Here is a 15,254-nt window from a genome sequence, read left to right on the forward strand (position 1 = left end):
TAAAAGTAACATGCAAAACAAAGGATTTGTAAGGGTTTTTGCGATATTGCTCACATTGGTATGTGTGTTCTATCTCTCCTTCTCTTTTGTGACTCGCCACTATACCAATAAGGCAAAAGAGTTCGCAAAAGGCGATGTGAAAGTGGAACAAGACTACCTCGATTCTCTGTCAAACGAGAAGGTGTGGTTCGGCAATTGGACGCTGAAACAATGTCGTGAAATGGAGATCAGTTTAGGTTTGGACTTGAAGGGCGGTATGAACGTCATCCTTGAAGTATCAGTTCCCGATGTTATCAAAGCATTGGCGGACAACAAGTCTGACGAAGCATTCAACCAAGCACTGGCAACTGCCGCCAAACAGGCTACTACCAGTCAGGACGACGTCATTACGTTATTCATCAGAGAGTATCATAAAGTCGCTCCGGGCGCTTCACTCTCACAACTGTTCGCCACCCAGCAATTAAAGGACAAAGTAAACCAGAAATCTTCCGACGCAGAAGTTGAAAAAGTATTGCGCGAAGAAGTAAAGGCAGCCGTTGACAACTCATTCAACGTACTCCGTACCCGTATCGACCGTTTCGGTGTGGTTCAGCCCAACATCCAGAGTCTGGAAGACAAAATGGGACGTATCATGGTGGAACTTCCGGGTATCAAAGAGCCTGAACGTGTAAGAAAATTATTACAAGGTTCCGCCAATCTGGAATTCTGGGAAACATACAATGCAAAAGACGTTGCTTCATACCTGCAATCAGCCGATGCCAAATTGCGTGCTATCTTGGCAACCACAGAAGATGCCGAAGAAGCGACAGACAGTGTAGCTGCCGAAGCTCCTGCCGTGGCACAAGCTACCAGTACAGCCGACAGTCTCGCCGCAGCACTGAAAGGTGAAAGCAAGGCACAAGCTGCCGATCTCGAGCAAATCAAGAAAGAACATCCGTTGCTGGCAGTTCTTCAAGTGAACCCCAGCGGTCAAGGTCCTGTTGTAGGTTATGCAAACTACAAAGATACCGCCGACATCAACAAATACCTTTCCATGCCGGAAGTTCAGGCAGAAATGCCGAAAGACCTGCGCCTGAAGTGGGGTGTTTCTCCTTATGAATACGATCCGAAAGCCCAGACTTTCGAATTGTACGCAATCAAGTCTACCGAACGCAACGGACGTGCTCCGCTGGAAGGTGATGTAGTTGTAAACGCAAAAGATGAATACGACCACTATGGCAAACCGGCCGTAAGCATGTCTATGAATACAGACGGTGCACGCCGTTGGGCACAACTTACCAAACAAAATGTAGGCAAGGCTATCGCCATTGTATTGGACGGTTATGTATATTCCGCACCGAACGTAAATCAGGAAATCACCGGCGGTAATTCACAAATCACCGGGCACTTCACTCCCGAACAGGCAAAAGACTTGGCAAACGTATTGAAATCAGGTAAGATGCCGGCTCCCGCCCACATCGTACAGGAAGATATCGTAGGTCCGTCTTTGGGACAAGCATCTATCAACGCCGGTATCATGTCATTCGTTGTGGCATTGATTCTGTTGATGGTTTATATGTGCTCCATGTACGGTTTCATTCCGGGTATGGTTGCCAATGGCGCTTTGGTGCTGAATATGTTCTTCACACTGGGTATCCTTTCATCTTTCCAAGCTGCATTGACCATGTCCGGTATTGCCGGTATGGTGCTGTCACTCGGTATGGCTGTGGATGCCAACGTATTGATTTACGAACGTACCAAAGAAGAGTTGCGTGCAGGCAAGGGCGTTAAGAAAGCACTCGCCGATGGTTATGCCAACGCTTTCTCTGCAATCTTCGACTCCAACCTGACATCTATCATCACAGGTATCATCCTGTTCAACTTCGGTACCGGCCCTATCCGTGGTTTCGCCACCACATTGATTATCGGTATCTTGATTTCATTCTTTACCGCCGTATTCATGACACGCTTGTTCTACGAGCACTTCATGAGTAAAGACAAGTTGCTGAACCTGACATTCTCTACGGGTATCTCCAAGAACCTGATGGCAAATGTACATTTCGACTTCATGGGCAGAAACAAACTTTGGATGACGCTGACCGGTATAGCTGTTGTAATTTGTATCGGTTTCCTCAGCATACGCGGTTTGAGCCAAAGTATCGACTTCACCGGTGGCCGCAACTTCAAGGTACAGTTTGAAAACAAGGTAGAGCCCGAACAAGTACGTGAGCTGATTGCCAGCAAGTTCGGCGATGCTAACGTAAGTGTTATCGCTATCGGTGCAGACGGCAAGACCGTACGTATCAGTACTAACTACCGTATCGAAGAAGAAGGTAATAACATCGACTCCGAAATCGAAGCATACTTGTATGAAACTCTGAAGCCGTTGCTGACTCAGAACATCACACTGGAAACATTCATCGACCGTGAGAACCATACGGGCGGCAGTATCATCAGCTCACAAAAGGTAGGTCCGAGTATCGCAGACGATATCAAGGTATCGGCTATCTGGTCTGTTGTACTGGCATTGATCGCCATCGGTCTGTATATCTTGCTCCGTTTCCGCAACATTGCCTACTCTATCGGTTCTGTATGCGCACTGGCTTGTGACACGATTATCATTTTGGGTGCATATTCCATGTTCTGGGGTATCCTGCCGTTCTCTCTGGAAATCGACCAGACATTTATCGGTGCTATCCTTACAGCTATCGGTTACTCAATCAATGATAAGGTGGTAATCTTCGACCGTGTACGCGAGTTCTTCGGTCTATATCCGAAACGCAACAAGAAAGTATTGTTCAACGATTCACTGAACACAACTTTGGCACGTACCATCAACACCTCTCTGAGTACATTGATTGTATTGCTGTGTATCTTCATCCTCGGTGGTGACTCTATCCGCAGCTTCGCATTCGCAATGATTCTGGGTGTTGTATTCGGTACACTGTCTTCTCTGTTCGTTGCATCTCCTATCGCTTATATGTTCATGAAGAACAAGAAAGACGCAGAACAAGCAGTAGCTGTTGAAGAAGCCAAATAAGCCTTCATATAATAATAAGGTAACATAAATAAGAAAAGAGGAAATCTCCTGATGGGATTTCCTCTTTTTTTGTAGCTCCGAGGGGAATCGAACCCCTATCTAAAGTTTAGGAAACTTCTATTCTATCCGTTGAACTACAGAGCCTTTTTGCATACATCCTGCATATAGCAATAGAATGCGGGCACAAAGATAATGTATTCTGCTGATTTTCCGAAAAAAGTTTTGTTAATCCGATTAACTTTACGAAATTTGTCCGTCAACAAAATAACAATGTAACTTTTCTAATATAATACATAGTAATTCGTAAGTTATGGCAAACGACATGATGGTCAAAGAACTGGAGCAAGTGGTAGTCCGCTTCTCCGGAGACTCCGGTGACGGTATGCAACTCGCCGGCAACATCTTTTCAACAGTTTCGGCTACGGTAGGTAATGACATCAGTACATTCCCTGACTATCCGGCAGACATCCGCGCCCCGCAAGGTTCGCTGACGGGTGTATCCGGTTTTCAGGTGCATATCGGTGCAAACAAGGTCTATACCCCCGGTGACAAATGCGATGTGCTGGTAGCAATGAATGCCGCTGCATTGAAAACGCAATATAAGTTTGCCAAATCTACCGCATGCATCATCATTGATACGGATGCATTCCAGAAGTCGGATTTGGAGAAGGCAGCTTTCAAGACAGATGACCCCATCGAAGAAATGGGAATCAAACAGGATGTCATTGCCGCCCCTATCTCCAAAATGGTGAAAGACTGCCTTGCCGACACGGGTATGGACAACAAATCCATGCTGAAGTGCCGCAATATGTTCGCAGTGGGACTGGTATGCTGGCTGTTCAACCGCGACCTGACAATAGCCGAAGACTTCATCCGCGAGAAATTCGCCAAGAAGCCCGAAATCGCAGAAGCCAATATCAAAGTTATCCGCGCCGGATACGACTACGGACACAATACCCACGCATCCGTTGCCCACACTTACAAGATTGAAAGTAAGGTAAAGACGCCCGGACGCTATATGGACATCACAGGCAACAAAGCCACAGCCTACGGTTTCATTGCCGCTGCCGAGAAAGCCGGTTTGAAGCTGTATTTGGGTTCTTACCCCATCACTCCCGCAACCGATGTGCTGCACGAACTCTCCAAACACAAATCACTGGGTGTAATGACCGTACAGTGCGAAGACGAGATTTCCGGTTGCGCCTCTGCCGTCGGAGCATCCTTTGCCGGAGCATTGGCGGTTACTTCCACTTCCGGACCGGGTATCTGTCTGAAATCGGAAGCGATGAACCTCGCCGTTATTATGGAGTTGCCGCTGGTAGTACTCGACGTACAGCGCGGCGGTCCGGCAACAGGTCTGCCCACCAAGTCCGAACAGACCGACCTGCTGCAAGTGCTCTTCGGACGCAACGGCGAAAGCCCTATGCCCGTACTTGCCGCCACCTCACCGACAGATTGCTTTGAATGCGCCTATATGGCATCCAAAATAGCTTTGGAGCACATGACTCCCGTCGTATTGCTTACAGACGCTTTCGTTGCCAACGGATCGGCAGCATGGAAGTTGCCCAAGCTTGCCGATTATCCCGTTATCGTTCCTACTTACGTACGTCCCGAAATGCAGGGTTCATGGACACCCTACCAACGTGATGAAAAGACCGGCAGCCGCTATTGGGCTATCCCCGGAACAGAAGGCTTCACCCACATCCTCGGCGGATTGGAAAAGGACAACAAGACAGGCGCCATCTCCACCGACCCGGAAAACCATGACCTGATGACCCGTCTGCGTGCCGAGAAGATTGCAAAAATCGAAGTACCCGACGTAGAGGTAGAAGGCGACAAGGACGATGCCGACCTGCTGATTGTCGGTTTCGGCGGTACCTACGGTCATCTGCACGCTGCGATGGACGAACTTCGTGCAGCCGGCAAGAAAGTAGCCCTCGCCCACTTCAAGTTCATCAACCCGCTGCCCAAGAATACGGCGGAAGTGATGAAACGCTACAAGAAAGTAGTGGTGGCAGAACAGAATATGGGACAGTTTGCCGGATACCTGCGTATGAAAGTAGACGGATTCGTTCCTTATCAGTTCAACCAAGTGAAAGGTCAGCCCTTCTTGGTAAACGAGTTAGTACAAGCATTTGAGGAGATTATCAAAAACTAAAAACGAAAAGAACTATGTGCGAATATACAGCAAAAGACTTCAAGAAAGGGCAACCCCGCTGGTGTCCGGGTTGCGGTGACCACTTTTTCCTCGCATCTCTGCATAAGGCTATGGCCGAAATCGGCGTACCGCCTCATCAGACAGCGGTAATTTCAGGTATCGGCTGCTCCAGCCGTCTGCCCCACTATATGAATACGTATGGCATGAACACCATCCACGGACGTGCCGCAGCCATCGCTACGGGTTGTAAGGTCACTAATCCGGAACTCGCCGTATGGCAGGTGAGCGGAGACGGTGACGGGCTTGCCATCGGCGGCAACCACTTCATCCATGCCAACCGTCGTAACATCAATCTGAACATGATTCTGCTGAACAACCGCATCTACGGTTTGACAAAAGGACAATACTCCCCGACGTCTCCCCGCGGCTTCGTCAGCAAATCATCTCCCTACGGTACGGTAGAAGACCCGTTCCAGCCGGCAGAACTCTGTTTCGGTGCACGCGGACATTTCTTCGCACGTGCCGTAGCCACGGATGCAGCCGGAACAATAGAGGTTCTGAAAGCCGCCTACAACCATAAAGGTACGAGTGTCTGCGAGATTCTCCAGAACTGCGTAATCTTCAACAACGGCACACACGACTCTGTTGCCAAAAAAGAAGACCGCGCCAAGAACGCCATTTATCTGGAACACGGCAAGCCTATGCTCTTCGGCGAAAACAACGAATACGGGCTGATGCAGGAAGGCTTTGGACTGAAAGTGGTGAAACTCGGTGAAAACGGTATTACGGAAAAGGACATCCTCATCCACGACGCTCATTGCGAGGACAACACCCTGCAACTGAAACTCGCCTTGATGGAAGGTCCCGACTTCCCGATTGCCCTCGGTGTAATCCGCGATGTGGAAGCTCCGACTTACGATGATGCCGTACATGCTCAAATCGAAGAAGTATCCGCCAAGAAGAAATACCACAACTTCGAAGAACTGCTGATGACAAATGATACTTGGGAAGTGAAATAACTCTTCACAGAACAGGAATCCAATTTATACTCATACCCCTTCCACCCTCCACATCCCTTTATTCATGGGGGATAGCGAGTGGAAGGGGCTTTTTTATGCCTCTATATCCCCAATAGGTATAGTGAAACATCACAACGCTTCGTTCCAAATACAACGAAGCACGATATAAAACCACGATATACACATAGCAAAACCTCGTTTTCCAGCTGCGGGCTCTATAGTTGCCAACTGCAGGCCGCGCGGTTGCCATATGCGGGCTGTTCGGCCCGCAACTGCGGGACGAAGAAAAGGACGAAGCATTATCACATTTTGCATATGGCAAAACAACATTCTTCATGCTGTTTCCCGGAGAAAAGCACGAAGGGTAACTGTGGAATCATGGCACACATTTGTAGACTTTTTCCACAACTATCCACACCACACATACATATATTATAAGTATTTATAAAAGAATAAATAACTGAATATCATCTATATAAATCGGCATAAGGCCACTGCATCCCGTTTTGGCATACCGCTTGCTCCATATTATCTGCAAAAATTCCAACGGATTTAATTATACAAGGCAATAATTATTGTAGAAATATGAAGTTCATTAAGAGAGAATGGGGCGACGCTTCGCATTGGAAGCTGCACCTTCACAAGGGATTAGTTATTATGGGTATGGCATTGGCGTTTCTTTTTGCGGGAAACGCCTATGCACAAGAGGTTAAAACTATCAAAGGTACTGTAAGAGATGTGACGGGCGAACCGCTTATCGGCGCCAGTGTCATAGAAAAAGGCACTAACAACGGTGTCATTACGGATGTGGACGGAAACTTTACACTGAAAGTACCCGCCGACGCAACGCTATCCATAGCCTATATGGGCTATGCCACCCGTGAAATCAGGCTGGCAAAGCGCAAGAAGCAAGGCGATTTGAGAGTGACTCTAAGAGAAGACTCGCAGCAACTGAAAGAGGTGGTTGTCACAGCGATGGGCATCAAGAAAGATACCAAACGACTGGGTTACGCCGTCAGCACCATCGAATCGGACGAGATAGTAAAGGCGGGAGCCACCAACTTCGCATCCGCCATGTACGGCAAGGCGCCGGGCATCCGCATCACACAGACGCAGGGCGGTTCTGCCGGCGCAGTATCCATCAATGTACGCGGGCTGACATCCATCACGGGAAACAACCAACCGCTTATCATTCTGGACGGTGTGCCCATCCGCAACGGCGGAACGGGCAAAAGCACCGACTTCGCCGAATTCGGCAACGACGGGCAGATACGTTCCAACGGGCTGGTAGACATCAATCCGGAAGACATTGAAAGCGTCAGTGTGCTGAAAGGCGCTTCTGCCACAGCACTCTACGGCTCGGAAGCGGCGAACGGTGCGGTAGTTATCACCAGCAAGCGTGCCAAAAGCGGCAAGCTGACGGTGGACTTCACAGCACAGGTAACCGCCAACCTGCCCGCCTATCTGCCGAAAGTGCAAACATCGTACGGACCGGGGCGTTACAATACGGAATACAGTGATTACGAGAAACAGACCGGCGGCTTCTACCAGCGCACCATGAACGGCGAAAGCTACAAAAGCCTGTACAACACTACCATGTCCTTCGGTCCGAAATACGACGGAAGCGATGTGCTGTATTGGGACGGCAAAGTCCGCCCCTACCTACCGGCTACGGACAATCCGTGGAAGGAGTTGTTCCGCACGGGCTGGAACCAGACGTACAACCTCGCCATCTCGCAGGGTACGGAGACAAGCAGCAACCGATTCTCCTACACCTTTATGGACGAAATGCCGAATGCGCTGACGGGCAGCTTTACAAAGCACAACTTCAAACTGACGGGTTCTTACAAACTCGCCAAGCCGCTGACGCTGGAATACTCGCTGAACTACATCATACAGGACGTAAAAGACCGTCCGCAAACGTCATTGAACCTGTACGGAAGTTTCAGCAATATGTTTTCGTCCTTCATGGATATTCCTTACCTGAAGCAGAGCTATGTCACCAGTCTGGGTTATCGCAACACATACGCCATAGGCGGTGACGCCACACTTACGCCGGACGAGGCATGGGCCTACAACCCCGGATATCTGAACGGCGTATCGAATATGCTTTGGAATATGTATCACCACCACAGCAAGGAGACGGAGAACCGCCTCATCGGTATGATACGTCCCACTTGGCAGATAACCAATTGGCTGAGCCTCCGCGCACAAATCGCCACGGACATCACGGACACCAAGCAAACATTGGAGTATGAAACGGAGCGCCCCAACTCACTATACGACCCCAGCGGCAGTTTCCAGAACATCAACCGCCGCTACGACATCGTGTACGGTGATGTAATGTTGAACTTCAACTATAACATCCGCCGCTTCGACATTGCCGCCACGCTGGGTTGGACAGGACGTTACGAAAACATGAACAATATGCGCGTTTCCACCAACGGCGGTCTGGTTACGGAAAACTGGTTCGACCTTAACGCCAGCCGTTACACTGCCAGCAGCACGCTGCAGCGTATGGAACTGCTGAAAACGGGATATATGGGTACGCTGAGTCTGGGATGGGACAACTACCTGTTTCTCGAACTGACGGGACGGCAGGAGCGTTCGTCCACGCTGAAAGACCAAAGCTTTTTCTATCCATCAGCCAACCTCAGCTTCCTGTTCTCCAACGCTTTCCGTATGCCGGCGTGGTGGAATCACGGCAAACTCCGTCTCTCATACGGCATCGTAGGCAACGCACCGGAAACGTATGCCGCCAACGTCATCTACGAACAAGGTTCGGACAACGGCTTCACATGGAACTATGTGCCTTCTTCATGGGGCAACGCCAACATCCGACCCGAAAAGAAGTATGAATACGAAATAGGATTTGAAAGCAAGTTCCTCAACAACCGCGTGGGCTTCGATGTATCGTACTACAACAACCGCGTGAAAGACCAGATACTTTCCACCCCCCAACCCTCTACTTCGGGCGTGAAGTATGTGCTGATGAATGTGGGAGAGGTGGCCAATGAAGGATGGGACATCTCCGTAAGCGCCACGCCGATACTGACCAAAGACTTCCGCTGGGACTTGACAGCCAACTACGGCATCTATCGCAATAAGGTTGTGAAACTTGCCGAGGGCGTACCCTACCTCGAAATATCCAATATAGGCGGTGGCGGAGCCAAGATACAAGCCGTAGAGGGCCGCCCGATGGGTGACATCTACGTACAAGTGCCCCAAGTGAACGAAAACGGCGATTATCTGGTATCGGACAAAGGCCTTTACTTGAACCAGACGGACCTGCAGAGAGTGGGTAACATCAACCCTGACGGTGTAGGCGGTTTGTTCAGTTCATTCTCCTACAAGAACATATTCTTGGATTTCAGCATCGACTTCCGCATCGGCGGCGATGTCATCAATGAAATGTACCAATACTCCACCGCATCGGGTCTGACACCGGAATCGCTGCAATACCGCGATACGGAACATGGCGGTTTGTCTTACTACTATCCGGGCAACAACAATGCCAGCGGTGTGCCTGTACAGGTAGACCCTTCACTCGGTGCAGGCCCTAACGGAGAAGTGATTTACCACGACGGCGTTATTCTGCCGGGTGTGGTGGCTTCCACAGGCGAGAAGAACACACGCATCATCCCTGCCGGATACTACTACAACCAGACCTACAACTGGGGTACTCAACCCGAACAATATACGTACCGCCACTCGGTATTCGACAATACATACGTAAAGCTGCGCGAATTGACTGTCGGCTACCAGTTTCCGGAAAAGCTAGTTTCCAAACTGGGCATGACGCGGCTAAGTGTTTCGGTGTTCGGCCGCAACCTGTTCTACTTCTACAAAGCGCTGAAGAACTACGACGCAGAATCTTCCGTAGGAACATCTTGGGCAAGCCAAGCGGTAGTGGGCGGCTCCACTACGGCAACACGTAATTTCGGCGTCTCGTTACGGGCAAGTTTTTAGAAAATTGAGAATTGAAAAATTAAGAATTGAGAGTTAATGACAATGGATATGAAAAAGATACATATAAGGGCATTCGTTTTATCGGGAGCTATGCTGATGGCTGCTTCCGGCTGTACGGATTCTGACTTCGACAGCAAGTACGAAGATCCTTCAAAGGTCAATCAAGTCACTATCAGCAACCTGATGGTGGGAGTTTTCCAAAAAGTGAAAGATTACGATGTCTATGAGTACGGACGGTTCTTCGGTTTCGACTCACAATTTGTAGGCAAGTATGCACAGACATTCGGATATAGCAACTCCGGCAGCATGTACAGTCCCGGATATGCGCCTGCCATAGACGGGCAATGGGATAATCTGTACTCGGCAATGATGCAATACCGCAAAATGGAATCACTGTACAATGAAGAGAACGACAGCCAAAAAGCACAGGACGAAGCCTTTATGCTGGCAGCCAAAGTGCAACTGTACGACTTCTTTGCCGCAACAGTGGACATTTTCGGAGATATGCCCTTCTCCAAAGCGTGTACCCTGCCGCTGACTAACGACGTAAACGGTTCTTACGCTCCTTATGACAAGGCGGAAGATATCTATAAAACGATACTTAGCGAACTGAAAGAGACAGCCCCGCGTTTCCGTTCGGTAACCACACCGAAAAATTTCAGTACTCAGGATTTCATCAACTTAGGGGATATGGATAAATGGGAACGCTATACAAACTCTCTGCGCCTGCGCCTTGCCATACGCGTAGCCGCACAGGGGGCTTTGCAGGAGGAAGGCCGCGCAACCATCAAAGAGATATTGGAAAATCCCGCCGACTATCCGTTGGTGGATGAACAGGAGAACAACATCTTCATCATCAACCAAAAGTCCGGACAGCTGAACTTCACTGCCGGCAGCGGATTGGGCGACTGGGTTACAAACCGCCTTGCTTCAGGCGCTGTCATAGACCGTATGCTAAGTCACGGCAACTATGACATGACCGGCAATGATCCGCTAAGCGGCGTCTACATCAAAGGCGAAGACGATCCCCGCATCTTGCTGAACTACAACCCCGTCACCATCACCAACCGTGAAACCGGACAAGTGGACGAGCACCGCTATCTCGGCACAGACCTCACTGTGGCAGACGAACTGACGGAGTATTACAACGCCCAAGCACAGGATGAAGTGAATACCGCCAACAAGGGATTCTCACAGATTACGCAAAGAGGCTTTTTCTGGGAAAACGACAAATTCGACATGTTAATAATAGCTTCACCCGAAATACACTTCCTGAAAGCGGAAGCCTATGCCATGGGATATGGCGTGGCACAGGATATGGCGAAAGCGGAAGAGGAATTCAAAACGGCTGTCAGCCAATCCATCGCACTGTATTACTATTATGACTCAATAGGGTCGGGAGAAAACTGCCGCCGTTACGAGGCTCCCGCCAATGAAGAGATTGCGGACTTTGCCAATGCCAAATGGAACAGTACGGCATATGCAGACAAACTGGATGCCATCATAACGCAGAAATGGCTGCATTTCGGCTTCCTTGCCAGCCGCGAAGCGTGGAGTGATATCCGCCGTACAGGCTATCCTTCGGGACTGGTCTTCCCGGAAGTCTCGGGTACTATTCCCAATGTGCCGAACCGCTGGAGATACCCAAGCACGGAAGTGAATTATAATCCGTACTATAAGGATGTAGCGGATAAGGATACCTATACGGAGAAGCTGTTCTGGGCTAAATAAGGCAATACGGACTACAACTTATCTCCGAATGCCAAGTCTCCGGCATCACCCAATCCCGGAACAATATAGGAGTGTTCGTTCATGTCCGGATCGATGGCGCCGCACCACAAAGAGACTTCATCCCCCGGAAAAAGTCTCTGCAAATGGTCTACCCCCTGTTGGCTGGCAATCACACAGGCAATCTGCAACTTAGCGGGCGTGCCTTTGGTAAGGAAAGCCTTCCATGCAAGTTCCATGCTTTCGCCCGTGGCAAGCATCGGGTCAACCAGTAACAGCGTCTTGCCGGAAAGGTCGGGAGTGGCGATATACTCGATGTGCACATCCACCGTACGGCACTCCTTATCTTTATAATAGCGGTAAGCGGAAACAAAAGCATTGCCTGCACGGTCAAATACATTCAAGAAGCCGGTATGCAAAGGAAGCCCCGCACGAAAAACGGTGGCAATCACCACATCATCATCGAAAGTGCTGACAGGGGCTATCCCCAGCGGTGTTTGCACTTGCTTTTCTGAATAGGTCAGTTCCTTACTCATTTCATACGCCATAATTTCACCGATACGTTCGATGTTCCGGCGGAAACGCATACGGTCGGACTGCACTTGCACGTCGCGTATTTCCGCCACGTATTGATTCAAGACTGAGTTAGTCTCGGCAAAGTTGATAACTTTCATTCGTTTATTATCAGATTAATATGTATTGGTTATTCCGTATATTGATAGAATAGAAATGCAAAGTAAACGATTTCCACTTAATTTGCAACATTCAGTTTGCAGATATTGTTATGGTTTTATAAAAGATTTCCTATTACAGAAAAATTTCTCTAATTGGATGTTTCTTTTAAAATAAAGTATTACTTTTGTAGTCGCAAAAACAAGGGTCTTACTGAAAAGTGCGTTCTTTCATAGATTCGCCCCCTTGCAATAAGGTAAAAGAAAGAGATTATAAACCAAATACCAATTTTAAAAATCTTAAAAGAAATGGCAAATTTAGATTTAAGCAAGTACGGTATCAAAGACGTGAAGGAAATTATCCACAACCCGTCTTATGATGTATTGTTCGCTGAAGAGACCAAACCGGGTCTGGAAGGCTTCGAAAAAGGTCAAGTAACTGAACTGGGTGCTGTGAACGTAATGACCGGTATCTATACCGGACGTTCTCCTAAAGATAAATTCTTTGTAATGAACGAAGCCAGCAAGGATTCTGTATGGTGGACTTCTGAAGAATACAAAAACGATAACAAACCTTGCTCTGAAGAAGCATGGGCTGACCTGAAAGCTAAAGCTGTAAAAGAGCTGAGCGGCAAGCGTCTGTTCGTTGTAGATACTTTCTGTGGCGCTAACGAAGCTACTCGTATGAAAGTACGTTTCATCATGGAAGTAGCTTGGCAGGCTCACTTCGTAACTAACATGTTCATCCGCCCGACAGCTGAAGAACTTGCTAACTACGGAGAACCTGATTTCGTATCATTCAACGCTTCTAAAGCAAAAGTTGACAACTACAAGGAACTGGGTCTGAACTCTGAAACAGCTACTGTATTCAACTTGAAGACTAACGAACAAGTTATCCTGAACACTTGGTACGGTGGTGAAATGAAGAAGGGTATGTTCTCTATCATGAACTACAAGAACCCGCTTCGCGGCATCGCTTCTATGCACTGCTCTGCCAACACTAATATGGAAGGTACTGACTCTGCTATCTTCTTCGGTCTGTCAGGTACAGGTAAGACTACTTTGTCTACCGACCCGAAACGTCTGTTGATTGGTGACGACGAACACGGATGGGATGACGAAGGTGTATTCAACTACGAAGGTGGTTGCTACGCTAAGGTTATCAACCTTGACAAAGATAGCGAGCCCGATATCTACAACGCTATCAAGCGTGACGCTCTGTTGGAAAACGTAACTGTTGACGCTAACGGTAAGATTGACTTCGCTGATAAGAGTACAACTGAAAACACTCGTGTTTCTTATCCTATCTATCACATCAACAACATCGTTAAGCCGGTATCTAAGGGTCCTCACGCTCATCAGGTAATCTTCCTGTCAGCTGATGCCTTCGGTGTATTGCCTCCGGTATCTATTCTGAACCCGGAACAAGCTCAGTACTACTTCCTGTCCGGTTTCACAGCTAAGTTGGCCGGTACGGAACGCGGTATTACTGAACCGACTCCGACATTCTCTGCTTGCTTCGGTGCTGCTTTCTTGAGCTTGCATCCTACTAAATATGCAGAAGAACTGGTTAAGAAGATGAACAAGGTTGGCGCTAAGGCTTACTTGGTTAACACCGGTTGGAACGGTAGCGGCAAGCGTATCTCTATCAAAGATACTCGTGGTATCATCGACGCTATCCTTGACGGTTCTATCGACAAGGCTCCGACAAAAGTCATTCCTTACTTCGACTTCGTTGTTCCGACAGAATTGCCGGGTGTTGATCCGAAGATTCTTGATCCTCGCGACACTTACGAATGTGCTTGCAAGTGGGAAGAAAAAGCAAAAGACTTGGCAGGACGTTTCATCAAGAACTTCGCTAAGTTCACAGGTAACGAAGCCGGTAAGGCTTTGGTTGCTGCCGGTCCGAAACTCTAATAAAACCGGATTACATATTTTTAAGGCGGCTTCCGTTTTCGGAAGCCGCTTTTTTTGTTAGATTTGCGAAGAAGCGAATCACTAATATAGCACAGAATATGAAGAGTTTAAAGTTAATGCTGTTAGGCGCAAGCCTATTGATGCTGTCCGGATGCGGACCGCAGGTACAGAAAGGGAATGAAAGCACAGTTACGGAAAAGAGCAATTCGGAAGCGGTAATCGAAACGATTATGTCGCGCCGCAGCATCCGCAAGTACAAACCGGAAGCGGTGAATCGAGATACGATGAAAGTTATTTTAGATTGCGGCATCAACGCCCCCAACGGACAGAACAAACAATCTTGGGCAGTACGTGTGGTGGACAACCCGGAATTCCTGAACGGAGTGAGCGAAATTTTCAAACAGAAGAATCCGAAAGCGGCAGAAGACCCTGACTTCAAGAATATGTTCCGCAATGCTCCTACGGTAGTATTCATTGGGAATGACACTTCCTATGACTGTTCACAAATAGATTGCGGCCTGCTGGGTGAAAACATGATATTGGCTGCCTGGTCTATGGGAATAGGTTCCTGCTGTCTGGCAAGTCCCACACGCTTTATGGTCGATACGCCCGAAGCTGCAGAATACCTTAAAAAGCTGGAGCTTCCCGAAGGCTACAAATTGCTCTATTGCATCGCTTTCGGCTATCCGGACGAAGCGCCTGCCGCCAAACCAAGAAATGCGGCCAAAGTGAAATACATAGAGTGATAATACAAGGAGTGCCCCACCTTTCGG

General features: G+C 48.5%; 8 protein-coding genes and 1 tRNA gene. 7 read left to right on the forward strand and 2 right to left on the reverse strand.

Annotated elements, in window-relative coordinates:
- Positions 1–10: 10 nt before the first annotated feature.
- Positions 11–3,019 (forward strand): protein translocase subunit SecDF, encoded by a 3,009-nt coding sequence (gene secDF, locus KG118_RS03415; RefSeq protein ID WP_117710382.1) that lies wholly within the window; start codon positions 11–13, stop codon positions 3,017–3,019.
- A gap of 72 nt (positions 3,020–3,091) precedes the next feature.
- Here secDF and KG118_RS03420 read toward each other — a convergent pair.
- Positions 3,092–3,163: transfer RNA gene (locus KG118_RS03420), tRNA-Arg, on the reverse strand.
- A 166-nt stretch (positions 3,164–3,329) separates the two neighbouring features.
- On the opposite strand from KG118_RS03420, the gene KG118_RS03425 reads away from it, so the two are divergent.
- The 4 genes from KG118_RS03425 (at position 3,330) to KG118_RS03440 (ending at position 11,896) form a co-directional block, all read left to right on the forward strand.
- Positions 3,330–5,177 carry a 2-oxoacid:acceptor oxidoreductase subunit alpha gene (locus tag KG118_RS03425; RefSeq protein WP_117710383.1) on the forward strand — a complete coding sequence of 616 codons (1,848 nt, stop codon included), beginning with the start codon at positions 3,330–3,332 and terminating at the stop codon, positions 5,175–5,177.
- Between the two features lie 14 nt (positions 5,178–5,191).
- On the forward strand, positions 5,192–6,196 hold the full coding sequence (locus KG118_RS03430; RefSeq protein ID WP_009122165.1) for a 2-oxoacid:ferredoxin oxidoreductase subunit beta: 1,005 nt from the start codon (positions 5,192–5,194) through the stop codon (positions 6,194–6,196).
- A gap of 585 nt (positions 6,197–6,781) precedes the next feature.
- The gene (locus KG118_RS03435; protein ID WP_117710384.1) at positions 6,782–10,165 is read left to right on the forward strand and encodes a SusC/RagA family TonB-linked outer membrane protein; all 3,384 of its coding nucleotides are present in this window, start codon (positions 6,782–6,784) and stop codon (positions 10,163–10,165) included.
- 36 nt (positions 10,166–10,201) lie between these two features.
- The gene (locus tag KG118_RS03440) at positions 10,202–11,896 is read left to right on the forward strand and encodes a SusD/RagB family nutrient-binding outer membrane lipoprotein (RefSeq protein ID WP_117710385.1); all 1,695 of its coding nucleotides are present in this window, start codon (positions 10,202–10,204) and stop codon (positions 11,894–11,896) included.
- A gap of 11 nt (positions 11,897–11,907) precedes the next feature.
- On the opposite strand, the gene upp is transcribed toward KG118_RS03440, so the two are convergent.
- The gene (gene upp / locus KG118_RS03445) at positions 11,908–12,567 is read right to left on the reverse strand and encodes a uracil phosphoribosyltransferase (protein WP_009122161.1); all 660 of its coding nucleotides are present in this window, start codon (positions 12,565–12,567) and stop codon (positions 11,908–11,910) included.
- A gap of 306 nt (positions 12,568–12,873) precedes the next feature.
- Here upp and pckA point away from each other — a divergent pair, with 306 nt between their 5' ends.
- On the forward strand, positions 12,874–14,481 hold the full coding sequence (gene pckA, locus KG118_RS03450; RefSeq protein ID WP_117710386.1) for a phosphoenolpyruvate carboxykinase (ATP): 1,608 nt from the start codon (positions 12,874–12,876) through the stop codon (positions 14,479–14,481).
- A gap of 98 nt (positions 14,482–14,579) precedes the next feature.
- Positions 14,580–15,227, forward strand: coding sequence for a nitroreductase family protein (locus KG118_RS03455; protein WP_117710387.1), 648 nt, complete (start codon positions 14,580–14,582; stop codon positions 15,225–15,227).
- Positions 15,228–15,254 lie beyond the last annotated feature (27 nt).

The organism is Bacteroides propionicigenes, from assembly GCF_018390535.1.
Classification (GTDB): Bacteria; Bacteroidota; Bacteroidia; order Bacteroidales; family Bacteroidaceae; genus Bacteroides; species Bacteroides propionicigenes.

Coding starts and splice junctions, on each gene's coding strand:
- secDF (WP_117710382.1), top strand. CDS start 11: ATGCAAAACAAAGGATTTGTAAGGGTTTTTGCGATATTGCTCACATTG.
- KG118_RS03425 (WP_117710383.1), top strand. CDS start 3,330: ATGGCAAACGACATGATGGTCAAAGAACTGGAGCAAGTGGTAGTCCGC.
- KG118_RS03430 (WP_009122165.1), top strand. CDS start 5,192: ATGTGCGAATATACAGCAAAAGACTTCAAGAAAGGGCAACCCCGCTGG.
- KG118_RS03435 (WP_117710384.1), top strand. CDS start 6,782: ATGAAGTTCATTAAGAGAGAATGGGGCGACGCTTCGCATTGGAAGCTG.
- KG118_RS03440 (WP_117710385.1), top strand. CDS start 10,202: ATGACAATGGATATGAAAAAGATACATATAAGGGCATTCGTTTTATCG.
- upp (WP_009122161.1), bottom strand. CDS start 12,567: ATGAAAGTTATCAACTTTGCCGAGACTAACTCAGTCTTGAATCAATAC.
- pckA (WP_117710386.1), top strand. CDS start 12,874: ATGGCAAATTTAGATTTAAGCAAGTACGGTATCAAAGACGTGAAGGAA.
- KG118_RS03455 (WP_117710387.1), top strand. CDS start 14,580: ATGAAGAGTTTAAAGTTAATGCTGTTAGGCGCAAGCCTATTGATGCTG.